The organism is Pantoea sp. GCM10028869, from assembly GCF_042666835.1.
GTDB classification, from domain to species: domain Bacteria; phylum Pseudomonadota; class Gammaproteobacteria; order Enterobacterales; family Enterobacteriaceae; genus Pantoea; species Pantoea leporis.
The window spans coordinates 176,242-200,143 of the sequence record NZ_JBHTGO010000005.1 but is presented as its reverse complement, the minus strand read 5'-3'; the positions used below and the strand labels follow the sequence as shown (position 1 = coordinate 200,143).

Annotated in this window: 22 protein-coding genes and 1 pseudogene; 14 read left to right on the top strand and 9 right to left on the bottom strand. The window is 56.3% G+C overall.

The genetic code is table 11. From position 1 onward, the window contains the following. Nucleotides 1-6: 6 nt before the first annotated feature. Entirely contained in the window at nt 7-1,083 is a 1,077-nt protein-coding gene (gene lptG / locus ACFQW4_RS14935) for an LPS export ABC transporter permease LptG (protein WP_101762225.1), read from the bottom strand. Beyond that, nucleotides 1,083-2,183 carry an LPS export ABC transporter permease LptF gene (gene lptF, locus ACFQW4_RS14930; protein ID WP_110868051.1) on the bottom strand — a complete coding sequence of 367 codons (1,101 nt, stop codon included), beginning with the start codon at nt 2,181-2,183 and terminating at the stop codon, nt 1,083-1,085. Before lptF ends, lptG begins: the two co-directional genes overlap by 1 nt. A 269-nt stretch (nt 2,184-2,452) precedes the next feature. Between lptF and pepA the strand changes: the two genes are divergently transcribed. The 4 genes from pepA (at nt 2,453) to ACFQW4_RS14910 (ending at nt 8,026) form a co-directional block, all read left to right on the top strand. Next, the gene (gene pepA, locus ACFQW4_RS14925) at nt 2,453-3,964 is read left to right on the top strand and encodes a leucyl aminopeptidase (RefSeq protein WP_101762227.1); all 1,512 of its coding nucleotides are present in this window, start codon (nt 2,453-2,455) and stop codon (nt 3,962-3,964) included. A gap of 172 nt (nt 3,965-4,136) precedes the next feature. Next, nucleotides 4,137-4,598, top strand: a complete 462-nt coding sequence (locus tag ACFQW4_RS14920) for a DNA polymerase III subunit chi (protein ID WP_110868052.1) — start codon at nt 4,137-4,139, stop codon at nt 4,596-4,598. A 2-nt stretch (nt 4,599-4,600) separates the two neighbouring features. Further along, nucleotides 4,601-7,456 carry a valine--tRNA ligase gene (locus tag ACFQW4_RS14915; RefSeq protein WP_101762228.1) on the top strand — a complete coding sequence of 952 codons (2,856 nt, stop codon included), beginning with the start codon at nt 4,601-4,603 and terminating at the stop codon, nt 7,454-7,456. Between the two features lie 66 nt (nt 7,457-7,522). Continuing rightward, nucleotides 7,523-8,026, top strand: coding sequence for a GNAT family N-acetyltransferase (locus ACFQW4_RS14910; protein WP_377726191.1), 504 nt, complete (start codon nt 7,523-7,525; stop codon nt 8,024-8,026). Between the two features lie 162 nt (nt 8,027-8,188). Here the strand turns inward: ACFQW4_RS14910 and ACFQW4_RS14905 are convergent, their stop codons facing one another. Together ACFQW4_RS14905 and rraB are read right to left on the bottom strand one after the other, a co-directional pair. Next, nucleotides 8,189-8,950, bottom strand: a complete 762-nt coding sequence (locus ACFQW4_RS14905) for a tRNA-(ms[2]io[6]A)-hydroxylase (RefSeq protein ID WP_101762230.1) — start codon at nt 8,948-8,950, stop codon at nt 8,189-8,191. A 60-nt stretch (nt 8,951-9,010) separates the two neighbouring features. After that, nucleotides 9,011-9,433, bottom strand: a complete 423-nt coding sequence (gene rraB / locus ACFQW4_RS14900; RefSeq protein ID WP_008104254.1) for a ribonuclease E inhibitor RraB — start codon at nt 9,431-9,433, stop codon at nt 9,011-9,013. Nucleotides 9,434-9,594: 161 nt separating this feature from the next. Between rraB and argF the strand changes: the two genes are divergently transcribed. The 4 genes from argF to ridA all read left to right on the top strand — a co-directional run bounded on the left by argF (nt 9,595) and on the right by ridA (nt 12,721). Continuing rightward, nucleotides 9,595-10,602, top strand: coding sequence for an ornithine carbamoyltransferase (gene argF / locus ACFQW4_RS14895; RefSeq protein ID WP_377725989.1), 1,008 nt, complete (start codon nt 9,595-9,597; stop codon nt 10,600-10,602). A 243-nt stretch (nt 10,603-10,845) separates the two neighbouring features. After that, nucleotides 10,846-11,781 carry an aspartate carbamoyltransferase gene (pyrB, locus tag ACFQW4_RS14890; RefSeq protein WP_137385077.1) on the top strand — a complete coding sequence of 312 codons (936 nt, stop codon included), beginning with the start codon at nt 10,846-10,848 and terminating at the stop codon, nt 11,779-11,781. A gap of 10 nt (nt 11,782-11,791) precedes the next feature. Next, nucleotides 11,792-12,256, top strand: coding sequence for an aspartate carbamoyltransferase regulatory subunit (gene pyrI / locus ACFQW4_RS14885; protein WP_007886734.1), 465 nt, complete (start codon nt 11,792-11,794; stop codon nt 12,254-12,256). A 78-nt stretch (nt 12,257-12,334) separates the two neighbouring features. Continuing rightward, nucleotides 12,335-12,721 (top strand): 2-iminobutanoate/2-iminopropanoate deaminase, encoded by a 387-nt coding sequence (gene ridA / locus ACFQW4_RS14880; RefSeq protein ID WP_061718232.1) that lies wholly within the window; start codon nt 12,335-12,337, stop codon nt 12,719-12,721. A 152-nt stretch (nt 12,722-12,873) separates the two neighbouring features. Here the strand turns inward: ridA and ACFQW4_RS14875 are convergent, their stop codons facing one another. Then, a complete protein-coding gene (locus ACFQW4_RS14875) occupies nt 12,874-15,258 on the bottom strand; it encodes a beta-N-acetylhexosaminidase (RefSeq protein WP_377725986.1) in 2,385 nt (794 codons plus the stop codon). 268 nt (nt 15,259-15,526) lie between these two features. On the opposite strand from ACFQW4_RS14875, the gene nrdD reads away from it, so the two are divergent. Next, nucleotides 15,527-17,665 (top strand): anaerobic ribonucleoside-triphosphate reductase, encoded by a 2,139-nt coding sequence (gene nrdD, locus ACFQW4_RS14870; RefSeq protein WP_377725984.1) that lies wholly within the window; start codon nt 15,527-15,529, stop codon nt 17,663-17,665. After that, nucleotides 17,662-18,228 carry an anaerobic ribonucleoside-triphosphate reductase-activating protein gene (gene nrdG, locus ACFQW4_RS14865; RefSeq protein ID WP_110868057.1) on the top strand — a complete coding sequence of 189 codons (567 nt, stop codon included), beginning with the start codon at nt 17,662-17,664 and terminating at the stop codon, nt 18,226-18,228. Before nrdD ends, nrdG begins: the two co-directional genes overlap by 4 nt. Here nrdG and ACFQW4_RS14860 read toward each other — a convergent pair. After that, a pseudogene (locus tag ACFQW4_RS14860) lies at nt 18,121-19,155 on the bottom strand (permease). The gene nrdG and the pseudogene ACFQW4_RS14860 overlap by 108 nt on opposite strands. A 239-nt stretch (nt 19,156-19,394) precedes the next feature. Here ACFQW4_RS14860 and ACFQW4_RS14855 point away from each other — a divergent pair. Further along, nucleotides 19,395-19,916, top strand: coding sequence for a type 1 glutamine amidotransferase domain-containing protein (locus tag ACFQW4_RS14855; RefSeq protein WP_101762238.1), 522 nt, complete (start codon nt 19,395-19,397; stop codon nt 19,914-19,916). A 38-nt stretch (nt 19,917-19,954) separates the two neighbouring features. Here ACFQW4_RS14855 and ACFQW4_RS14850 read toward each other — a convergent pair whose 3' ends face one another. Next, nucleotides 19,955-20,380 carry a YhbP family protein gene (locus tag ACFQW4_RS14850; RefSeq protein WP_110868059.1) on the bottom strand — a complete coding sequence of 142 codons (426 nt, stop codon included), beginning with the start codon at nt 20,378-20,380 and terminating at the stop codon, nt 19,955-19,957. Nucleotides 20,381-20,460: 80 nt separating this feature from the next. On the opposite strand from ACFQW4_RS14850, the gene ACFQW4_RS14845 reads away from it, so the two are divergent. After that, complete coding sequence (locus ACFQW4_RS14845) at nt 20,461-20,748, top strand: GIY-YIG nuclease family protein (protein ID WP_101762240.1); 288 nt, start codon at nt 20,461-20,463, stop codon at nt 20,746-20,748. On the opposite strand, the gene ACFQW4_RS14840 is transcribed toward ACFQW4_RS14845, so the two are convergent. Next, nucleotides 20,732-21,238: a GNAT family N-acetyltransferase gene (locus tag ACFQW4_RS14840; RefSeq protein WP_377725981.1), complete on the bottom strand. Its 507-nt coding sequence runs from the start codon at nt 21,236-21,238 to the stop codon at nt 20,732-20,734. The two genes, ACFQW4_RS14845 and ACFQW4_RS14840, sit on opposite strands and share 17 nt — an antisense overlap. Then, nucleotides 21,232-21,756 carry an SCP2 domain-containing protein gene (locus ACFQW4_RS14835; RefSeq protein WP_377726189.1) on the bottom strand — a complete coding sequence of 175 codons (525 nt, stop codon included), beginning with the start codon at nt 21,754-21,756 and terminating at the stop codon, nt 21,232-21,234. Before ACFQW4_RS14835 ends, ACFQW4_RS14840 begins: the two co-directional genes overlap by 7 nt. 203 nt (nt 21,757-21,959) lie before the next feature. On the opposite strand from ACFQW4_RS14835, the gene ACFQW4_RS14830 reads away from it, so the two are divergent. After that, complete coding sequence (locus ACFQW4_RS14830; protein WP_137385068.1) at nt 21,960-22,955, top strand: peptidase U32 family protein; 996 nt, start codon at nt 21,960-21,962, stop codon at nt 22,953-22,955. Nucleotides 22,956-22,964: 9 nt separating this feature from the next. Then, nucleotides 22,965-23,849, top strand: a complete 885-nt coding sequence (locus ACFQW4_RS14825) for a U32 family peptidase (protein WP_101762243.1) — start codon at nt 22,965-22,967, stop codon at nt 23,847-23,849. Nucleotides 23,850-23,902: the final 53 nt, after the last annotated feature.

The window sequence follows — 23,902 nt, the reverse complement described above, 5'->3', positions numbered from 1 at the left end:
CAAGGCTTAGCGGCGTTTCATCAGCAGGAACAAGCTGATGGCGAAGAATGCACCGCTCGGCAGAATCGCACCCAGAATCGGCGGTAAACCGTATACCAGGCTTAGCGGGCCAAAAATCTGGTCCAACACGTAGAACAGGAAGCCAAAGCTAATCCCCGTCACCACGCGCACGCCCATCGATACGCTTCGCAGCGGACCAAAGATAAACGACAGCGCCATCAGCATCATCACCGCCACAGAGAGCGGCTGGAAGATTTTGCTCCACATATTCAGCTGGTAGCGCCCGGCAACCTGGCCGCTCTGCTTGAGGTATTTGCTGTAGTTATACAGGCCGGTGATCGAGAGCGCGTCCGGGTCCAGCGCCACTACGCCGAGCTTGTCAGGCGTCAGGTTGGTTTTCCATTCGCCGCTCAGGCTTTGCGAGCCGGTAATTTGTTTGGCATCTTGCAGATCCGATTCATCGACCTGCGACAGCGCCCAGACCTTTTTATCCGCATCCCAGGCGGCACTCGCCGCATAGCGTACGCTGAGTAAACGGCGCTGATCGCTGAACTTGTAGATGCTGACGCCATCAATCTCGTTATCACCTTTGATGCGCTCGATGTAGATGAAGTCGTTGCCGTCTTTCGCCCACAGGCCGTTTTGCGTTGAAACCAGCGAGCCGCCGTACAGCTGCTGCGCACGATAGTTACGCGCCATCTGTTCACCCTGCGGTGCAACGAATTCGCCCACCGCCATGGTCAACAGCACCAGCGGAATCGCGGTTTTCATTACTGCCAGCGCCACCTGCATGCGGGTAAAGCCCGATGCCTGCATCACCACCAGTTCACTACGCTGCGCCAGCGTGCCCAAACCGAGCAGTGCGCCCAGTAGCGCCGCCATCGGGAAGAAGATTTCGATATCTTTCGGTACGCTGAGCAGCGTGTAATAACCGGCGTCCAGCGCGGTATAAGCGCCCTGCCCGGTTTTCCGCAGCTGATCGACGAACTTAATAATGCCCGACAGCGACACCAGCATGAACAGCGTCAGCATGATGGTGTTAAAGATGGTTTTGCCGATATAGCGGTCAAGAACCTTAAACATCAGACCGATCCTCCACGGCTAAAGCGCGCGCGGATGCGACGCATCGGCACGGTATCCCACATGTTCAGCAGCACCGCCAGCGCCAGATAGGAGAAGTTCACCACCCACATCCAGATGGCCGGATCGAAGCGGCCTTTCGCGGCGTTGGAACGCAGAGAACTTTGCAGTAAGAAGAAGATCAGATACAGCAGCATGGCAGGCAGCATCGACAGCACGCGGCCCTGACGCGGGTTCACCACGCTAAGCGGCACCACCATCAACGCCATAACCAGGACGGCAAAGATCAGCGTCAAACGCCAGTGCAACTCCGCCTGGAACTGCGGGGTTTTGGTCTTGAGCAGCGTGCTAATATCCGCCTGATCGGCATCGTTCGGATCGAGCGTGGCTTCTTTGTAGCCTATCACCGCCTGATAGTTGACGAAGTCCGTGATGCGGAAGTCACGCAGCAAGGCGGTGCCTTCAAAACGCGTGCCTTTATCCAGCGTCACCACCTGCGAGCCATCTTTGTGTTGCTCCATGTGGCCGCTATCAGCCAGCACCACCGAGGGACGCGCGTTACCTTTCGGACGCAGCTGCGCCAGGAACACGTTGCCGAAGGTATTGCCCTTCACATCTTCAACAAACAGCACCGCATTGCCGTCGCTAGAGGTCTGGAACTGCCCAGCCGCCAGCGCCGCCGCGCCTGGGTTTGATTTGGCGTTTTGCGTCACTTCCTGCTGATAACGTGATGACCATGGCCCTAACCAAATGACGTTGACTGCCGCCACAAGCGAGGTGAACAGCATCAGGATCATCGCGGCTTTAATCAGCACACTTTTGCCCAGGCCGCAGGCATGCATCACCGTGATCTCACTTTCGGTGTACAGCCGCCCAAGGGTCATTAAAATCGCCAGAAACAGGCTTAGGGGCAGGATAAGTTGTGCCATTTCAGGCACGCCGAGTCCTAACAATGTCAGAACTAAGTTTGTTGGGATTTCGCCATCCACCGCAGCTCCCAAAATCCGCACTAACTTCTGACAAAAGAAGATCAGCAGCAGGATGAAGAGGATAGCCAGCTGGCTTTTGAGCGTTTCCCGAACCAGATATCTAATGATGATCACGCTTAGTACGCCTGTGATAACTTGTCTTTTTGCAGGAAAATCGCTAGTTTCAACGCTTATCAGCCATTTTTCTTCATCAATGGCCGTCATCGTAGCTAAAATAGTATGACGAACGCGTTAGTGTGGTGAAAAAACAACATACTTGTCACCATCACTCATTATGACTACCGGCGTTGAATTGTCATGGCGTCGCAACGAATTAATGAGTTACGAGCGCGCTACATTCTAACGACAGCCAAGGCCGTTGTCTTTAAGATTCAGGAGAGTGCATGGAGTTCAGTGTAAAAAGCGGTAGCCCGGAAAAACAGCGTAGCGCCTGCATTGTTGTTGGCGTTTTCGAACCGCGCCGTTTGTCACCCATTGCTGAGCAGCTGGATAAAATCAGCGATGGCTACATCAGCGCCCTGCTGCGCCGCGGTGAACTGGAAGGAAAAGTGGGCCAAACGCTGCTGCTGCACCATGTGCCGAATATCCTCTCCGAACGCATCCTGCTGATCGGCTGCGGTAAAGAGCGCGAGCTTGATGAGCGCCAGTATAAGCAGGTCATTCAGAAGACAATCAATACTTTGAACGACACCGGCTCAATGGAAGCGGTGTGCTTCCTGACTGAACTGCACGTCAAAGGTCGCAATACTTACTGGAAAGTGCGCCAGGCGGTCGAAACCTCTAAAGAAGCGCTCTACAACTTTGATCAGCTGAAAAGCAACAAAGTCGAGCCGCGCCGTCCGCTGCGTAAGCTGGTGTTCAACGTGCCGACCCGCCGTGAACTTACCAGCGGCGAGCGTGCCATCCAGCACGGTTTGGCCGTAGCTGCCGGTGTGAAAGCCGCCAAAGATCTCAGCAATATGCCGCCAAATATTTGTAACGCCGCGTATCTGGCGTCGCAGGCGCGTCAGCTGGCGGATGCGTACAGCAAAAATGTCACCACCCGCGTCATCGGCGAACAGCAGATGAAAGAGTTGGGGATGAACGCCTATCTGGCGGTCGGCGCAGGTTCGCACAATGAATCGCTGATGTCGGTGATTGAGTACAAAGGCAATCACGATCCGGAAGCGCGCCCCATCGTGCTGGTCGGCAAAGGCTTAACCTTTGATTCCGGCGGTATCTCGATCAAACCGGCCGATTCCATGGATGAGATGAAGTACGACATGTGCGGTGCGGCGTCCGTTTACGGCGTGATGCGCATGGTGGCGGAACTGAATTTACCGCTGAACGTGGTGGGCGTGCTGGTGGGCTGTGAAAACATGCCTGATGGCAAATCGATGCGTCCGGGCGACGTGCTGACCACTATGTCAGGTCAAACCGTTGAAGTGCTGAATACCGATGCCGAAGGCCGTCTGGTGCTGTGCGATGCGCTGACCTACGTTGAACGCTTCGAGCCAGAAGTGGTGATTGACGTGGCCACACTGACCGGCGCCTGCGTGATTGCGCTGGGTCACCATGTCAGCGGTTTGATGTCGAACCACAATCCGCTGGCGCACGAGCTGATCAGCGCATCTGAGCAGTCCGGCGACCGCGCCTGGCGTCTGCCGATGGCGGATGAGTATCAGGAGCAGCTGGAATCCAACTTTGCTGATATGGCGAATATTGGCGGCCGTCCTGGCGGTGCGATTACCGCCGCCTGCTTCCTCGCGCGCTTTGCGCGTAAGTTTAACTGGGCGCACCTGGATATCGCCGGTACCGCATGGCGTTCCGGTAAAGCCAAAGGCGCAACCGGCCGTCCGGTACCGCTGCTGTCGCAGTTCCTGCTGAATCGCGCAGGGTTGAACGGCGACGATTGATCTGGTGATGGCTGTCCCCCATCCCGGCCTTCCCCCACAAGTGGGTAAGGAGACGCTGCTACATGCGAATTCACAACTAACATAGGGCAGCATCTTCCTCCCCCACTTGTGGGGGAGGACCGAGGTGGGGGACAGCAAGCACCCAGCCCCCCCCTCTCATCCAAAGGATCCCATGAAAAACGCCACTTTCTATGTGATGGAGTCTGAGAGCGCCGGTGATGGCCTAACCGCCATCGAAGCGTTGGTGTGCTCTCTTGCCGAAACACGCTGGCGTGACGGCAAACGCATCCTGATTGCCTGTGAAAACGAAGAACAAGCCAATCGGCTGGATGAAGCGCTCTGGCAACTTCCGGCAAACGCCTTTGTGCCGCACAACCTGGCGGGAGAAGGCCCGCGCTACGGCGCTCCGGTTGAGCTGGCCTGGCCACAGCGTCGCGGTAGTTCACCGCGCGATCTGCTGATCAGCCTTCTGCCACAGTTCGCAGATTTTGCTACTGGTTTCCATGAAGTGATAGACTTCGTTCCTTATGAAGAATCCCTAAAACAACTGGCGCGCGATCGCTACAAAGCCTATCGCAGCGTTGGTTTCCAATTGAATACGGCGACGCCACCCTCGCCGCAAACGACAGTGTAGAAATGGAAAAGACATATAACCCGCAAGATATCGAGCAGCCGCTCTACGAGCACTGGGAACAGCAGGGCTACTTTAAACCGAATGGCGATACCAGCCAGGAAAGCTTTTGCATCATGATCCCGCCGCCGAACGTCACCGGCAGCTTGCATATGGGTCACGCTTTCCAGCAGACCATCATGGATACCATGATTCGCTACCAGCGCATGCAGGGTAAAAATACCTTGTGGCAGGCCGGTACCGATCACGCCGGTATCGCTACGCAGATGGTGGTAGAACGCAAAATCGCCGCTGAAGAGGGCAAAACGCGCCAGGATTATGGCCGCGATGCATTCATCGACAAAATCTGGCAGTGGAAAGCGGAATCCGGCGGCACCATTACTCGCCAGATGCGTCGTCTCGGCAACTCGGTTGACTGGGAGCGCGAGCGCTTCACCATGGACGAAGGTCTGTCCAACGCCGTGCGCGAAGTGTTTGTCCGCCTGTACAAAGAGAACCTGATTTACCGTGGCAAACGCCTGGTAAACTGGGATCCAAAACTGCGTACCGCAATCTCCGATCTGGAAGTGGAAAACCGCGAGAGCAAAGGCTCGATGTGGCACATCCGCTATCCGCTGGCTGACGGCGTGAAAACCGCTGAAGGTAAAGATTATCTGGTGGTGGCGACCACGCGTCCGGAAACCCTGCTGGGCGATACCGGCGTCGCGGTTAACCCGGAAGATCCGCGTTATAAAGATCTGATCGGCAAAGAGCTGATCCTGCCGCTGGTGAACCGTCGTATTCCGATCGTTGGCGATGAACACGCTGATATGGAAAAAGGCACCGGCTGCGTGAAGATCACGCCTGCGCATGACTTCAACGACTACGAAGTGGGTCGTCGTCATAAGCTGCCGATGATCAACATTCTGACCTTTGATGGCGACATCCGCGAGCGCGCGGAAGTGTTCGACACCAATGGCGAAGTCAGCGACGCGTGCGCAGACGACATCCCGGCACAGTTCCAGAAAATGGAGCGTTTCGCCGCGCGTAAAGCGATGGTTGCCGCCATTGATGAGATTGGCCTGCTGGAAGAGATCAAACCGCACGACCTCACCGTGCCTTACGGCGATCGCGGCGGCGTGGTGATCGAGCCAATGCTGACCGACCAATGGTATGTGCGCACCGCACCGCTGGCGAAAGTCGCGGTTGAAGCGGTAGAAAATGGCGATATCCAGTTCGTGCCTAAGCAGTACGAAAACATGTACTTCTCATGGATGCGTGACATTCAGGATTGGTGTATTTCACGTCAGCTGTGGTGGGGACACCGCATCCCAGCATGGTACGACAACGACGGCAACGTCTATGTTGGCCGCACCGAAGACGAAGTGCGTCAGGAAAACAATCTGGCCGCCGATGTGGCGCTGCGCCAGGATGACGACGTGCTGGATACCTGGTTCTCGTCCGGTCTGTGGACCTTCTCGACGCTGGGCTGGCCGGAGAATACCGAAGCGCTGCGTACTTTCCATCCAACCAGCGTGCTGGTGAGCGGCTTCGACATCATCTTCTTCTGGATTGCGCGCATGATCATGCTGACCATGCACTTTATCAAAGATGAAAACGGCAAGCCGCAGGTGCCGTTCAAAACCGTTTATATGACCGGTTTGATCCGCGATGAAGAAGGCCAGAAGATGTCCAAGTCGAAAGGTAACGTCATCGATCCGCTGGATATGATTGACGGCATTTCGCTGGAAGATCTGCTGGAGAAACGTACCGGCAACATGATGCAGCCGCAGCTGGCTGAGAAGATCCGCAAACGTACCGAAAAGCAGTTCCCGGACGGCATCGTGCCTTCAGGTACCGATGCGCTGCGCTTCACCCTTGCCGCGCTGGCTTCTACCGGTCGTGACATCAACTGGGATATGAAGCGCCTCGAAGGCTACCGCAACTTCTGCAACAAGTTGTGGAACGCCAGCCGCTTCGTGCTGATGAATACCGAAGAGCAGGATTGCGGACAAAATGGCGGCGAAATGAAGCTGTCGCTGGCGGATCGCTGGATTCTGAGCGAGTTCAACCGCAGCGTGAAAGCCTATCGCGAAGCGCTGGATAACTATCGCTTTGATATCGCGGCCAACATTCTGTACGACTTCACCTGGAACCAGTTCTGTGACTGGTATCTGGAGTTGACCAAGCCGGTGATGACCAGCGGTAGCGAAGCGGAACTGCGCGGTACGCGTAATACGCTGGTCACCGTGCTGGAAGCGCTGCTGCGTCTGGCGCATCCGATCATTCCTTACATCACCGAAACCATCTGGCAGCGTGTGAAAGGCCTGAAAAACATCGATCACGATACCATCATGCTGCAGCCGTTCCCGCAGTATGACGCGGCGAAAGAGGATGCCGAGGCGCAAGCCGATATCGAGTGGATGAAGCAGGCGATCGTCGCGGTACGTAATATCCGTGCTGAGATGAACATCGCACCAAGCAAGCCGCTCGACGTGCTGCTGCGTGACTGCTCTGCCGCCGCGCAGCGTCGCGTCGAAGAGAACCGCACCTTCCTGTCGCGTCTGGCGCGTCTGGAAAGTCTGACCATTCTGCCTGCAGGCGAGAAAGGCCCGGTTTCGGTCACCAAGATTGTTGAAGGCGCTGAGTTGCTGATCCCGATGGCGGATCTGGTCAACAAAGAAGCCGAGCTGGAGCGTCTGGCGAAAGAGCTGGTGAAACTTGATGTCGAAATCGAGAAGATCCAGACCAAGCTGGCCAATGAAGGCTTTGTCTCACGTGCGCCGGAAGCGGTTGTCGCCAAAGAGCGTGAGCGTGTGGCTGAGCTTGAGCAATCAAAAGCAAAACTGTTTGAACAGCAGGGCGTGATTGCGGCATTGTAAGCGCTTCAGTCCAACTGCTTAATCGAAGCCGGGCACTGCCCGGCTTTTTTATACCGGAAGATAATGATGACCAGCGACGCTCCCATCAATTTAAAGGTGCGCCCCATTACAGCCGCCGATAACCCGCTGATTGCACAGGTGATCCGTGATGTGTCAGCCGAATTTGGCCTGACGGCGGATAAAGGCTACACCGTGTCCGATCCCCATCTCGATCGCCTGTTCGAACTCTACAGCGAAGCCAACAGCGCTTACTGGATTGTGGAACATGATGGTGTGGTGGTGGGCGGCGGCGGCGTTGCACCGCTGGCCTGTAGCGCGCCGGATATCTGTGAGCTGCAGAAAATGTATTTCCTGCCGCAGGTGCGCGGCTTAGGTCTGGCGCGCGATCTGGCGCTGCGTGCCATGGAATTCGCCCGTCAGCAGGGCTTTCAGCGCTGCTATCTGGAAACCACCGGCAGTTTGACGCGTGCGATTAAGTTGTATGAGTCGTTGGGGTTCGAGCTGATTGAGAGCGCGATGGGTTGTACCGGGCATGTGGATTGTGAAGTGCGGATGCTGAAGGTGTTGTGATTTGATGTGCTCGCTGTGTGTGCTCGCTGTCCCCCATCCCGGCCTTCCCCCGCAAGCGGGGGAAGGAGATGCTGCCACATGCAGCTTCATCACTGGCATGTGGCAGCACCTTCCTCCCCCATTGATGGGGGAGGACCGAGGAGGGGGACAGCGCGCACAAACCTAAACCGCCGGCACCCCACTATGAAACCGCAGTTCGCCATCCGGCTCGCTGATTAAGCGCGCTTCTGCCTCGCCAAACACCTGCACGCGCGGCGCAATCTCCTTCGGCGAAATCTGCTGCGCCAGCTTCAGGTAATCCTGATAGTGACGCGCTTCCGAGCGCAGCAGCGAAATATAGAACTTCTCCAGTTGCTCATCCAGATACGGCGCCAGGCTGGCGAAACGTTCGCAGGATCGCGCTTCGATGTACGCCCCGCAAATTAGCTTATCCACCAGCGCTTCCGGCTCGTATGTGCGAATCTCGCGAATCAAACCTTTGGCATAGCGGCTGGCAGTGATTTTGCGATACGGCAAACCGCGCGACTGCATGATTTCCCACACCTGATAGAAGTGGTGCAGCTCCTCTTTCACCAGCAGCACCATCATCTCCACCAAATCATCGGCCCACGGCAGCTCGTTGCGCACGATAATGCTTTTGGTCAGATTCTTGTGGGCATTGATAAAGTTACCGTCCTGCTCGTCGCGGTAGATAAAATCTTCATACGGCTTGAGCCACGCCAGAATGGCATCACCACTTGGCTTATCCGCCACGTATTTACGGATGATGAACACCGCGGTTTGCGCGGCTTTCAATTCACAAACCATGTGATCGGTGAGCAGCAACGTCAGATTTTCCGGCTTGCGCGCTTCATCAATCCACGCTTGTGGCGTGCGGCAATGCAGGAATTGATAGATCGGTTCTAATAGCGGAGCGTAATTCATGGGCAGTCTTTTGTCTTACGGGGAAACGTGTTCAGGGCGACGAGTGCCGCCCAGTCATGCTTAGTGACGCACACCGTTGTCTTCTTCGTCGTCGATGAACTCGCCATCGTCGTCTTCATCTTCGGCATCAGGATCTTCAAAGTAGGTGCCCCACCCGTCGTAATCGACGTTGTAGCTGCCCGCCAGATTCACCAGCTGCTCAACCTGCGCATCAATCAGCTCTGGCTTCAACGCGCCTTCGCTCAGGATATCCACACACATTACGGTGGTGCCGTCTTCCAGCTCCAGCTCTTCTGGCTCGCTCACTTCGTAGCCCAGCTTGAAGGCATCAACCGCCACCTTCTCCAGCGAGTCGAAGTTGTTGCAGGAGAGATGATGCTCAATAGTGTAAAGCGCATCTGGATCGCTGCCGTCTTCCAGCAACTCTTCAATGATCAGTCGCGTCTCTTCGCGCTGTTCTTCCAGCAATGCTTCATATGCCATGGGTGTGTCCTCAAATATTCGGCTGAATTCAATTATTTTCCCACACTGCCTCGCGCGCCACTACACAAAACAACAAGTTTCTTAGCGCTGGGGTTGAAAATGCATATTCATACGGTTAGATTGAATTTTAATTCATTTAATGTAGGCATCCGGAGCGCTGTATGAGTCAGCTACATCAAAGACATTTCCTGAGATTGCTGGATTTCACCCCAGCCGAAATCGATTCTCTGCTGAGTCTGGCAGGTGAATTAAAATACGCAAAGAAAAATGCCAGCGAAACGCAGTACCTGAAAGGCAAAAACATCGCGCTCATCTTCGAAAAAGACTCGACTCGTACCCGATGCTCTTTCGAAGTTGCCGCTTACGATCAGGGCGCTAACGTCACCTATCTCGGCCCAAGCGGCAGCCAAATCGGCCATAAAGAGTCGATGAAAGACACCGCGCGCGTGCTGGGACGCATGTATGACGGTATTCAGTATCGCGGCTACGGCCAGGAACTGGTGGAAACCTTAGCGGAATTCGCTGGCGTGCCGGTGTGGAACGGCCTGACCACCGAATTCCATCCCACGCAACTGCTGGCCGATCTGCTGACAATGCAGGAGCATCTGCCGGGTAAATCGCTGAATGAAATGACGCTGGTTTACGTCGGCGATGCGCGCAACAACATGGGCAACAGCATGCTGGAAGCCGCTGCGCTGGTCGGCCTCGATCTGCGTCTGGTGGCGCCAAAAGGCTGCTGGCCGGAAGCGGAACTGGTGGAGCAGTGCCGCGTGGCCGCACAGCAAACTGGTGGCAAAATCGCCCTGACCGAAGATATCGCCGAAGGCGTGCAAGGTGCTGACTTCATCTACACGGATGTGTGGGTATCGATGGGCGAAGCCAAATCGGTGTGGGAAGATCGCATCGCCCTGCTGCGTCCTTATCAGGTTAATAGCGCGATGCTGGCGCTGACCGTCAATCCGCAGGTGAAGTTCCTGCACTGCTTACCGGCCTTCCATGACGACAAAACCACGCTGGGCCGTCAAATGGCCGAGCAGCACGGTTTGCACGATGGCATGGAAGTGAGTAATGAGGTGTTTGAATCTGCGCACAGCATTGTGTTCGATCAGGCTGAAAACCGCATGCACACCATTAAAGCGGTGATGGTCGCGACGCTCGGCAAGCTATGATTGGTGGCGCCGCAAACGTTTACCTCGCGCGCGATATTTGCTTGATGCAAATCAGTGAATGCGTATAATGCGGCCCAATTTGCCGGAGGAAACATGCAACAGCGCAGCGCACAATTTGACGCTCAACGACGCCTGACAGCGGGCGGCGCATCTGTTTCTTTCCGTCATCAATCGATCGTAAAAAAAGCCCCTTAAGCAGGGGCTTTTTTTTGTCCGCAATCCGGCAGCGCAGAGGAGAACGCTATGGCCAACCCGCTATATCGCAAGCACATCATTTCCATCAACGATCTCAACCGCGACGAGCTGGAGCTGGTGCTGCATACCGCTGCCCAGCTGAAAGCCAATCCCCAGCCGGAGCTGCTGAAACACAATGTGATCGCCAGCTGCTTCTTTGAGGCTTCAACGCGCACGCGTTTGTCGTTTGAAACCGCGATGCATCGTCTCGGCGCGTCGGTGGTGGGCTTCGCCGACGGTAGCAACACCTCGCTCGGCAAGAAAGGCGAAACCCTCGCCGATACCATTTCGGTGATTGGGACTTACGTTGATGCCATCGTGATGCGTCATCCGCAGGAAGGCGCAGCGCGTCTGGCGACGGAATTCTCCGGCGGCATTCCAATCCTCAACGCCGGTGATGGCGCCAACCAGCATCCAACGCAAACGCTGCTCGATCTCTTCACCATCCGCGAAACGCAAAATCGCCTGGATAACCTGAATGTGGCAATGGTCGGCGACCTGAAATATGGCCGCACCGTGCATTCACTGACGCAGGCGCTGGCGAAGTTTGATGGCAACCGCTTCTTCTTTATCGCGCCGGATGCGCTGGCGATGCCTGCGTACATCACCGATATGCTGGATGAGCAGAACATTGCCTGGTCACGCCACGACACCATCGAAGAAGTGATGCCAGAACTCGATATTCTGTATATGACGCGCGTGCAGAAAGAGCGCCTCGATCCGTCGGAATACGCCAACGTTAAAGCACAGTTCATTCTGCGTGCCGCTGATTTAGCCGGTGCGCGCGACAACATGAAAGTGCTGCATCCGCTGCCGCGTATCGACGAGATCACCACCGACGTGGATAGCACGCCGCACGCCTGGTATTTTCAGCAGGCTGGAAATGGCATCTTCGCTCGCCAGGCGCTGCTGGCGCTGGTACTGAATCGCGAACTGGCACTGTAAGGAGAAAGCGATGACTCACGATAATAAATTGCAGGTTGAAGCCATCAAACGCGGCACGGTGATTGACCATATCCCGGCGCAGGTCGGCTTTAAGTTACTTTCGCTGTTTCGTCTGACCGAAACCGATCAGCGCATCACCATCGGCCTTAACTTGCCGTCGGGCGAGATGGGCCGTAAAGATCTGATCAAGATCGAAAATACCTTCCTGACCGACGATCAGATCAATCAGTTGGCGGTGTATGCGCCGCTCGCCACGGTAAACCGCATTGACGAATACGAAGTGGTGGCGAAGATCGCCCCCACCTTGCCGGATCGTATTGACCGCGTGCTGACCTGCCCGAACAGCAACTGCATCAGCCGTAACGAGCCGGTGTTCACCAGTTTTGCGGTGAAAAAGCGTGAAGATGATGTGCATCTGAAGTGCAAATATTGCGAGAAAGAGTTCGCGCGCCACGTGGTGCTCGGTCACTGGTAATCGCCCGCGTCGTCCCTATAATGGGACGATTCATTTCGCGGCGGACATCGGTCGGCCGCGCACTTTCAAGGAGAAACAATGTCTCGCGAAATCAGTACTTCAAACGCACCCGCAGCGATTGGCCCTTACGTGCAGGGCGTGGATCTCGGCAGCATGATCATCACTTCAGGCCAGATCCCGGTTGATCCGGCCACTGGCGCCGTTGCCGACGATGTTTCCGCGCAGGCACGTCAATCACTGGAAAATGTGAAGGCGATTGTCGAAGCCGCCGGCCTGAAAGTGGGCGATATCGTGAAAACCACCGTGTTTGTGAAGGATTTGAATGACTTCGCCACCGTGAACGCGACCTATGAAGCGTTCTTCACCGAGCACAACGCCAGCTTCCCAGCGCGTTCGTGCGTGGAAGTGGCGCGCCTGCCGAAAGATGTGAAGATTGAGATCGAGGCGATTGCGGTACGTCGTTGATTTGGTTAGTGCTGGCTGTCCCCCTCCTCGGTCCTCCCCCATAAATGGGGGAGGAAGATGCTGCCACATGTCAGTATTGAAGCTGCATGTGGCAGCATCTCCTTCCCCCGCTTGCGGGGGAAGGCCGGGATGGGGGACAGCCAGCACAATATTTATTTAAACGATCGCAGCAACTTCTCCAGCGGCCGCACCAGCGCCAGCACTGTTTCGTCCTGCACCTGCGCTGCCGCATCCAGTTGTGAATGCATCTGCGCCACCTCACCTGCGCCATACGCCTGATTACGTTCCAGCGCATTGACCAAATCCAGTCCCATTCGGCTCAACTCTGCTACTTGCTGTACTTGCTGCTGCAGCGGCTTGAGCTGATAGCTGCCCAGAATTAGCGGCATCACCGCATCGCTGTTGTTCTGCCAGCGCTGCAATTGCTGACGGATGGCATGCGCCGCCGCATGATCGGCGCGATTGGCGATCAAGCGATCCACCTGCTTATCCAGCACACGCACCGCGTTGCTCTCGGCAGGCAACACATCCGCCAAACGATTGAGCGGTTCAAAGTAGTCGTAATGTCCCGCCTGAAATTTCAGATGCTGGCGCGTGTAGTACTGTGCTGGCTCCAGCACTTCGGCCAATATGCGCAGCGGCGTGATGTCGCTGCTGTTCGCCAGTCGCATCATCTGCACTTCAGCCTGCTGATGCTGCTGCAAGCCGACTGAAACAGTGCCCCAGCGATCCACCGCGCTCAGGCGCTGATACATGTTATCGCTGTCGGTGACATCCTGCGCCGACCATAACCGCTCCGCCACCACAAAGGCGCGCGGCCACAGGCGTGTGTCGATTACCCGGCTGTTAACATTCTCCGCCCACAGCGCCGCTTCGCCGCCGATCAGGTTGTTCTGCATCTGTTGCGGCGTCGGCAGCGCTGGCGCAATGCCGGTTGGCACCTGCGGCAACTTGCTGCCTTCTGCGGGATAGCGCACGTTGCCCACCAGCATATAACCGGTCAGCTTGTCTTGCGTTAGCGTCACCATCGGCTGGAATGGCCCCATCCACGTATCGACGCTGAACGTCAGCTGTGTGGGCGACAGCCAGCGGATATCACTGACCATGCGACGCGCTTTGCCGCTGAAATCGATAAAGCCGCGCCAGCCGTTTTTCCCTTCTATCAGGGTAAAGCTGCCTTTCAGCGCGCTGCCTTTCAAACGCGGCATGGTGAATTGCCAGCTCTGTGTCTGCTCACCTGCCTGCACCTGATCCGCGCCGTTAAGCCCCTGCGGCCAGGGTTCATTGCGATAGTGATAGGCGGCGGTTTGCGGCTGATCAAGATAGAAACCGGTGGAGAGAATGCCGCGAAAGTCGTTTTTCGCCACCGTGCCCAACGCATCCTGTCCTTGCCACGATTGAATCAGAATGCTTTTAGGCAGATCAGGATGGTAAACCTCATCCCAGCCGATCATGCGGCGCTGATGCGCTTCGAGGATTTTCTCAACGCGCTGATTAAACCAGGCTTGCAGCGCATGCGTATCCTTCAAACCGTGGTCGCGCATAAACTGCTGAATGCGAGTGGAATCATTCCACTGGGTTGGATCAACCTCATCACCGCCGATGTGGATGTAGGGATCGGGGAAGATCGCCGTCACTTCGCCCATTAAGGTGTCGATAAAGCGAAATACCGCTTCGTTGCTGGGATCGAGCAGCGGCTTAAACACGCCCCAGCCGCGCTCCATCTGATACGGTCCCGGCGCGCTCATTAACTCCGGCATCGCTACTGCTATCGCCGACGCATGACCGGGCAGATCGATTTCCGGTACCACGCGTACGCCGCGCTGCGTGGCGTAGCGCACCACATCGCGCATCTGCTGCTGCGTGTAGTACAAGCCGTCACTGGCTTTCTCCTGCAGCTGCGGATAGTGGCTGGAGGCAAATCGCCAACCTTGATCGTCGGTTAAGTGCCAGTGAAACACGTTCATACGCGCGGCGGCGATGCCGTCGATTTGTCGTTTCACGGTTTCAATTGGCAGGAAGTGGCGCGCCGAATCGATCAGCACGCCGCGCCACGGAAAGCGCGGTTTGTCATCAATGGTGACGTAGGGAATTTCGGTGCCGTTTTCGGTGTTTTCAATCAGCTGCAGCACGGTTTCCATGCCGCGCATCGCACCAAAGCGCGTGTTGGCTTTCAGCAAGACGCCATCGCTGTTAACCAGCAGATGATAACTTTCGTCGCTGTCTGGCTGGGGAAGCGGATCAACCGCCTGCGCGATTTGTACCTGAATGCTGGGATGATCGCTGGATGCGCTGGCCGGCAGCAGCGGCCAGCCGGTTTGCCGCGCAATACGCGCGCGCCAGCGCGATTCAGCACCTTCCAGATGATCGCCCGAGATATGCAACGTGAGCTGCGGTGTTAACGTATACGCCCCGCCGCCGCCTGGCTGCACAACGCTTTGTGGCCACGGCATCAACGGTAAATCTCCAGCCGGCGCGGCGAAGGCGGAAAAAGTCATGGATAAACAACAGGCAAGCAGAGTTCTTTGCAATGGCATCTGGGCATCCTTGTAAATGAAACAACGGACCAAAATGGGCAAAAGGCCCATTAAACCTGTTTCGCATTGCAAAGCAAGTGGCCGCAAACTGAAATCAAGGCGGGTTAATACTTTTGTATTTTAGCCAGATTAACCATTGCGCGGCTTTCATTCCTGGTTGTGGCTTCTTTGTTGTAGGTCAAACCGCCGGCGATTAATCTCAGCACAAACACCACATATAGCGATTAAACTCCTTAAAATTATCTACATATAGTTTCATGGAGAAGAAATGGCGACGGTGGTGATTAAGCGTGACGGCTGCAGAGTGCCGTTTGATGCGCAGCGGATCGAGGCGGCAGTCAACGCGGCTGCAGCTGCGGCACAAATCGATGATACGGCGTGGTGCGCGCAAGTGGCGGCGCAGGTCAGCCAGCAGCTGGCTGAACAGGCTGAAGTGGATATCCGCGACATTCAGTGTGCGGTGGAAGAGACGCTAATGAGCGGACGCTGGCCGCAGCTGGCGCGTGCCTACATCGAATATCGCCATGACCGCGATTTAGCACGCGAGCAGCGCGGTAAACTGCATCACGCTATTCGCGGTTTAGTGGAGCAAACCAACGCCGCACTGCTCAATGAAAACGCCAATAAAGACAGTAAAGTGATTCCCACCCAGCGCGATTTGCTGGCTGGCATCGTCGCCAAACATTACGCTCAGCAGCAACTCTTGCCACGCGATGTGGTGCTGGCGCATGAACGTGGTGACATCCACTATCACGATCTCGACTATTCCCCGTTCTTCCCGATGTTTAACTGCATGCTGATCGATCTGCACGGCATGCTGACCCACGGTTTTAAGATGGGCAACGCCGAGATCGAGCCGCCCAAATCAATCGCCACCGCCACGGCGGTGACCGCACAGATCATCGCGCAGGTCGCCAGCCACATTTACGGCGGCACCACCATCAATCGCATTGATGAAGTGCTGGCACCGTTCGTTACGCTCAGTCTGGAAAAACACCGCGCGGTGGCGCTGGAATGGCAGATTCCGGATGCCGAAGCCTATGCGCGCGTTCGCACCGAGAAAGAGTGCTACGACGCGTTTCAGTCGCTGGAATATGAAGTGAATACGCTGCACACCGCCAACGGCCAGACGCCGTTTGTCACCTTTGGCTTTGGCCTCGGCACCGACTGGGCCGCGCGCCTGATCCAGCAATCCATTCTGCGCAACCGCATTGCCGGATTGGGCAAAAATCACAAAACCGCGGTGTTTCCTAAACTGGTGTTTGCAATCCGCGAAGGCGTGAATCGTCGGCCTGCCGATGTTAATTACGATATCAAGCAGCTGGCGCTAGAGTGCGCCAGCAAGCGCATGTATCCGGATATCCTCAACTACGAAAAAGTGGTGGAAGTGACCGGCTCGTTTAAAACGCCGATGGGCTGCCGTAGCTTCCTTGGCGTCTACGAGGAGAACGGCGAGCAGATTCACGAAGGCCGCAACAATATTGGCGTCATTAGCCTCAATCTGCCACGTATCGCGCTGCAAGCCAAAGGCGATGAAGCGCAGTTCTGGCGCTTGCTCGATGAACGTCTGGCGCTGGCGAAACGTGCCTTAATGACGCGTATAGCCCGGTTGGAAAAAACCAAAGCGCGCGTAGCGCCGATTCTCTATATGGAAGGTGCCTGCGGCGTGCGCCTGAAAGCGGATGACGAAGTGGGCGCCATTTTCCGCAACGGCCGCGCCTCAATTTCCCTTGGCTACATCGGCTTGCATGAAACGCTGAATGCGCTGAGCGGCAACCAAGTGCATCCGTATGACGCCGATTACCTGCGGGAAAAAGGCGTGGCAATTGTCACGCACCTGCGCCGCGCGGTGGATGCGTGGAAAGCGGAAACCGGCTACGGCTTCAGCTTGTACAGCACGCCGAGCGAGAATCTGTGCGACCGCTTCTGTCGCCTCGATGCCGCCGAATTTGGCGTGGTGGCCGGCGTTACCGACAAAGGGTATTACACCAATAGCTTCCATCTCGACGTGGAGAAGAAGGTCAATCCGTACGACAAGATCGACTTTGAAGCGCCCTATCCCGCCATCGCTAACGGCGGATTCATCTGTTACGGCGAATATCCCAACATCCAGCACAACCTCAAAGCGCTCGAAGATGTCTGGGATTACAGCTATCACCGCGTGCCCTATTACGGCACCAATACGCCGATTGATGAGTGCTACGAATGCGGCTTTAGCGGCGAGTTTAGCTGCACCAGCAAAGGGTTTACCTGCCCATGCTGTGGTAATCACGATCCGGCGCGCGTGTCGGTGACGCGCCGCGTGTGCGGCTATCTCGGCAGCCCGGATGCGCGTCCGTTTAACGCCGGTAAGCAGCAAGAAGTACAGCGGCGCGTTAAACATCTGGAGACAGGAAAACTGGGATGATGCGCATCCACGGCTATTATCCGGTTGATATCGTTAACGGGCCCGGCACGCGCTGCACGCTGTTTGTCGCGGGCTGCGAACATCAATGTCGCGGCTGCTACAACCAAAGCACGTGGCGGCTGGATTCCGGCGTGCCGTTTACGCTGGAGATGGAAGAGCAGCTGATCGCCGATCTTAACGATCGGCGCATTGCGCGCCAGGGCTTGTCGCTGAGCGGCGGCGATCCGCTGCATCCGCACAACGTGCCGCATATACGTCGTCTGGTGAAACGCGTGCGGCGTGAGTGTCCGGATAAGGATATCTGGCTGTGGACCGGATATGAAATGGCGGAACTCAGCGCGGCGCAGCGCGAAGTGGTGGAGGAAATTGATGTGCTGATTGATGGACGCTTTATCGAAGCGGAGAAAGATGCGCGGCTGCTGTGGCGCGGCAGCCGCAATCAGAAGATTTGGTGGTTACGCCAGCCACAAAGCGAGCACGCCGAGCAGCATGCCGCTGCCTGCCACGCCGATCAGCGCGATCCACAGCGCCCGTGCGGGAAAGGCGCGATGCAGCATCAATAACGACGGCACACTCACGGCGGGCAGCGTGACTTATAACGCCAGCGCGGGCGCAATGCCCATGCCCGCCAGCATCATGGTCTGCACAATCGGGATTTCCGCGGCGGTAGGAATCACAAACAGGCAGCCGGCGATTGCCATCAACATCACCCAAAACAGCGTATTACCCACCGCGCCATCCGCGTGCGGGAACAGCCACACGCGCGCGGCGCCGAGCAACAATACCGCGACGATATACAGCGGAATGGTGTTGCAGAACAGTCGCCACATCACCCGCAGCCAGCGTGACAGAAACGGCTGTTCATCGCGGGCCGGGATAACGGGCGCGGTAACGGCTTGATCCGGCACGCTGCACTGCACCAGCCACGCGATGCCCAACACCATCATCAAACCTGCCACCAGCCGAATCGCCGCAAAATGCCAGCCGAGCACAAAGCCCATAAAAATCAGCGTGGCAGGATTGAGCAGCGGATTCGCCAGCCAGAACGCCATCGCCGCACCGCTGGAAACCTGTGACTGACGTAAGCCAGCGGTTACCGGCGCCGCACAGCAGCTGCACATCATGCCCGGCAAACCTAATCCAGTGCCCATCAGCGTCGAGCCAAAGCGTGAGCTGCCCATCAGACGCAGCAGCCAGGCGCGCGGAATCAGCACCTGCACCAACGATCCGAGGATCACCCCGAGCACGGCCGCTTTCCACACGGCGAGGAAATAGACCGTGGCGTAATCAAGCGCCGCGCGCCACGGTGAGTCCGCCGCATTGGCCAGAATCGATTTACCGATCGAATGCGTTTCGGCAGCAGTAAAGGCTTTGCCGTAATAAGGCTGCCATTTGACATACCACAGGCCGATTACTACCACGGCGAGGAACAGCAGCGGTTTCCACCAGGCGAAGCGTGTCGCCGGGGCATGAGAAGGGAGTTGGGTCATCACGGAATTCCGTATTCAACTGAATAACAATGCCGCGTTAGGATACGCGGCGGAAAGGCCGTAGTGTCATTCAGGTCATTTCATTGCGCCATGTGGAAATCGCCTAAACTTGATCCGGCACGAAAATTTACCTCCCGGAAGAATTGCCGGCTGGCTTGCTTTTTGCGACATGGCTACCAGACTTGTTGGGTTAGAAGTGCAACGAACATAAGGTTCGTGATCAACAAGGAGGAAAAAAGATGAGCAAGAAAATAGCGGTACTGATTACCGATGAATTTGAAGACTCAGAGTTTACCTCACCGGCGGAGGCTTACACTCAGGCGGGCCATGAAGTGGTTACCATCGAGTTTAAGGCCGGCAACATCGTTAAAGGGAAGCAGGGTAAAGCTGAGGTCAACATCGACAAGGCTATTGATGATGTGAATGCAGCCGAGTTCGATGCGCTGCTGCTGCCCGGCGGACACTCTCCCGATGCCCTGCGCGGTGACGATCGCTTCGTCAACTTCACCAGGGAGTTTGTCGCCAGCGGCAAGCCGGTGTTTGCCATTTGCCATGGCCCGCAGCTGCTGATCAGCGCGAACGGCGTGCGCGGCCGCAAAATGACCAGCGTAAAAGCCATCGCCATCGATCTGCGTAATGCCGGTGCGGATTTTTACGATAAAGAAGTGGTGGTGGATGATGACAAGTTAGTTACCAGCCGCACGCCTGAAGACCTGCCCGCGTTTAATCGCGAGTCGCTGCGGATTTTGAACGCGGCCTGATAGTTTTTCCTGCATTGGGGTCGCCGTGAATGGCGACCCTAAGGCCGGGTCCAGATAATCTTTTTGCCAAAGCCCAGCGCATTGTCGGTCATCTTCACTTCGTCGAGCACGATTTCCCATAGCGGTGCGGTGACTTTCTTTGCCACTGGAAAACGCTTCTGATAGGCGTGACGCGCAATAACTTCCCTGTCTCCGCTTAGCAGCTTAATCACGCCGCGATACTGCACGCCTTTAATCAGCAGCACACTTTTGGGCTGGCCATTCACCGTGCCCGCCACGCGCGGATTTGACTGGATTAATGCGCCATGGCGCGTGTCTGGTTCAGTCATCAGCCAGAACGCCATGTTCGCGGCATCAAATACATAAAAGCAGTTGGCACACCACAGATCGTCGCCGTGGCTGGCAGATAACGACAGCACGTGCTGTTTTTTTAAGTAGCGAATCAGATGAGCATGGTCGGACAAAATTGGACTCCGTGCGGCGAATAGCGATGCGGCCTGAAGCGCGCTACACTGCCTGCCAGCTAATTTTCTGGATAAGTATGATGGAACAAGGCTGGCAGCTTTATCTGCTACAAACCGCCGCAGGCATGCTGTATACCGGCATCACCACCGATGTTAATCGTCGGCTGCAACAGCATCAGCAGGGACGCGGCGCGCGTTCGCTGCGTGGTAAGGGCCCGCTGACGCTGGTGTTTCACTGCGATGCGGGCGATCGGGCGGCGGCGTCACGCCTGGAATATCAGGTGAAGCAGCTGAGCCGCGCGCAAAAGCTGCTGCTGGTTGCACAGCAGCCGCCCTGCTTAGTGGCCTGGTTTAGTCGAAACGGTTAAACGGCAGCGCGAATTCGATCAGCCCTTCTGCACCGACAAACGCATCGTCGGCCAGTTTGTAGACCTGAAAGGCCGCTTCACTGCCTAACCAGCGACAGTGCAAACCATGACGTGCCGCCGGTTCAAAGCCGAGTGGATTGTAGAACTCAGGATCGCCCAGCACCACCACGGCGCTGTAGCTGAACTCATTCAGTGAATCCAACCCTTCATACACCAGCCGTTTAGCAAGGCCCTGTTTGCGCACCGATTCATCCACGGCGAGCGGCGCCAAAGCGACCCAGTTGCGGTCTTCTCCCTGCAGGGTCACCGGACTGAAAGCGGCATAACCCAGCACCTGACCTTCATCATCCGTGGCAACTACACCGAGAGTCAGCAAGCCATCTTCGCGCAGTTGCTGTATCAGTTCCGCTTCGGCAGCGGTAGCAAAACTGCGCTTTAACAGGCTATCGATGCCTGCTGCATCAATGCCAATTTCAGTACGAATCAACATGAGATCCCCGCGCGCGCCTCAGCGGCCTTCGCGTCCTGTTTCATTCCTGTCTCAATAAAAGCAGCGAGCTGCTGCAATCCCGTGCGTAATAGCGTGGGCATGGCATCCAGTTCAATGGCATCCATCAGGTTTTTCACCTCAAGTCCCAGCTCAGTGTCACCTTCAATCACCAGACGGCGTTGAAAGAACAACATATCGGGATCCGCTTTGCGTGCTGCCACCAGCAACAGATCGTTGGCTTCACCGCGAAACCAGACATCAGCCTCGGTGTCGCGCGAAACGGTCAGGCGCCCTGCTTGCAGGGTGGTGATCCAGCGCAGATTCACATCGGCAACCTCAATCCCCAGATAACGCCCTTCCAGAAAGTCTAACTCACCTTCAGACAAAGCATGACGAAATTGCCAGTTTAGGAGTTGTTGCAGAATAGCTTTTTTTAGCGGGAAAGGGGTAATGGAAACAGGTAAAGCCAGGAATTCTGGCCCTTTTTCAACAATCAGACCGCGTAAGCGCGCAAACATCATCGTCATTCCCTTCAGAAAATTTCATCTATTTTGCCACATCTGACCGGCTTCGCCTCCACTGAGATCAAGGAAATCGCCGCCTGGCTGGACGAAAAACCTTCACTCCCGATCATCAATGTCGCTTTCACTGCCTTAAATCAACATTGCTGTCGGGTCAGTTATTTACACTCTTCGGCTTCAGAATCCGGGGAGGAAAATGTATGGAACTGCTGTGTCCGGCGGGGAATTTGCCTGCGCTGAAATCGGCGGTGGAGCATGGTGCTGACGCGGTGTATGTCGGCCTGAAAGACGATACCAATGCCCGCCACTTTGCTGGCCTCAATTTTACCGATAAGAAACTGGCTGAAGCCGCACGCTATCTGCATCAGCATCGGCGCAAACTGCATGTGGCAATCAACACCTTCGCCCATCCTGATGGCATCAATCGCTGGCAAAGCGCGATTGATGTTGCCGCTCAGAACGGCGCGGATGCGTTGATTCTGGCCGATATTGCCACGCTGGAGTACGCGGCAAAACACTATCCGCAGGTTGAGCGTCACCTTTCGGTACAGGCCTCCGCCACCAATCTGCAGGCCATCCATTTTTACCATCGTCATTTTCAACTCAGCCGCGTGGTGCTGCCGCGCGTGCTGTCGATGCATCAGGTCAAACAGCTGGCGCGTGAAACGCCGGTACCGCTGGAAGTGTTCGCTTTCGGTAGCCTGTGCATTATGGCTGAAGGCCGCTGCTACCTCTCTTCCTGGCTGACCGGCGAGTCGCCTAATAGCGCGGGAGCCTGCTCGCCGGCGAAATTTGTGCGTTGGCAGCAGACGCCAAAAGGCATGGAATCGCGCCTGAATGAGGTGCTGATTGACCGTTACGCGCCCGACGAGAGCGCTGGCTATCCCACCTTGTGCAAAGGCCGTTACGAAGTGGATAACCAGCTCTATCACGTACTGGAAGAACCCACCAGCCTGAACACCTTGTCGCTGCTGCCTGAACTGCTGCGCGCCAACATTGCCTCGGTGAAAATTGAAGGACGCCAGCGCAGCCCGGCCTATGTGGCGCAGGTAGCGAAAGTGTGGCGTCAGGCCATCGATCGCTGTATGGCGTCGCCTGAACAGTATGCCGTGCAGGAACCCTGGATGCAGGCGCTGGGCGAGTTATCAGAAGGCAGCCAAACCACGCTCGGTGCTTATCACCGTGACTGGCAATAAGGAGATCGCATGAAATACGCCATCGGGCCGGTGCTGTGGTACTGGCCAACTGCAACGCTGGAAACCTTTTATCAACGCGCCGCCGAGAGCAGCGCGGAGATCATTTATCTCGGCGAAGCCGTCTGCAGTAAAAGACGCGCCACCTCGTTCCATCAATGGATGGACATCGCGCGCATGCTGGCGCTGCAGGGCAAGCAAGTGGTGCTGAGTACGTTGGCACTGCTGCAGTCGCCATCGGAAGTCAAAGAGCTGCGCCGCTATGTCGAGAACGGTGAGTTCCTGCTGGAAGCCAATGATATCGGCACCGTGAATATGGCGGCGGAGCGCAAATTGCCGTTTGTCGCCGGCCCAACGCTGAATGTGTATAACGCGCAGACGCTGCAACTGTTGCTGAAAGAAGGCATGACGCGCTGGTGCATTCCGGTGGAGATGTCCCGCGACTGGCTGATTCAACTGCTGCAACAGTGCGATGCGGCGGGTGTACGCGAACAATTTGAGGTGGAAGTGCTTGGCTATGGTCATCTGCCGCTGGCGCTGTCAGCACGCTGCTTTACCGCACGCGCTGAGAATCGTGGCAAAGATGATTGCCAAACCTGCTGCATCAATTACCCAACCGGCCGCCGCGTGCTCTCGCAGGAAGGCCAGCAGGTGTTTGTGCTCAACGGCATTCAGACCATGAGCGGCTATTGCTACAACCTCGGCAATGACCTGAGCGGCATGCATAACTGGATCGACATTGTGCGTTTGTCGCCCCAGGGCGAAAGTACGCTCGCCGAAGTGGATCGCTTCCGCGCCAACGAAGCCGGTCAGGCGCCGCTAATGATGGCGCGCGGCAGTGATTGTAATGGTTATTGGCGTCGCCTGGCGGGAATGGCACTGGAAGGCGGCAGGTAAAGGCACATTCCGGCTATATTCCTGCTGTTATTAGCAGTTTTAATATAGGTAAC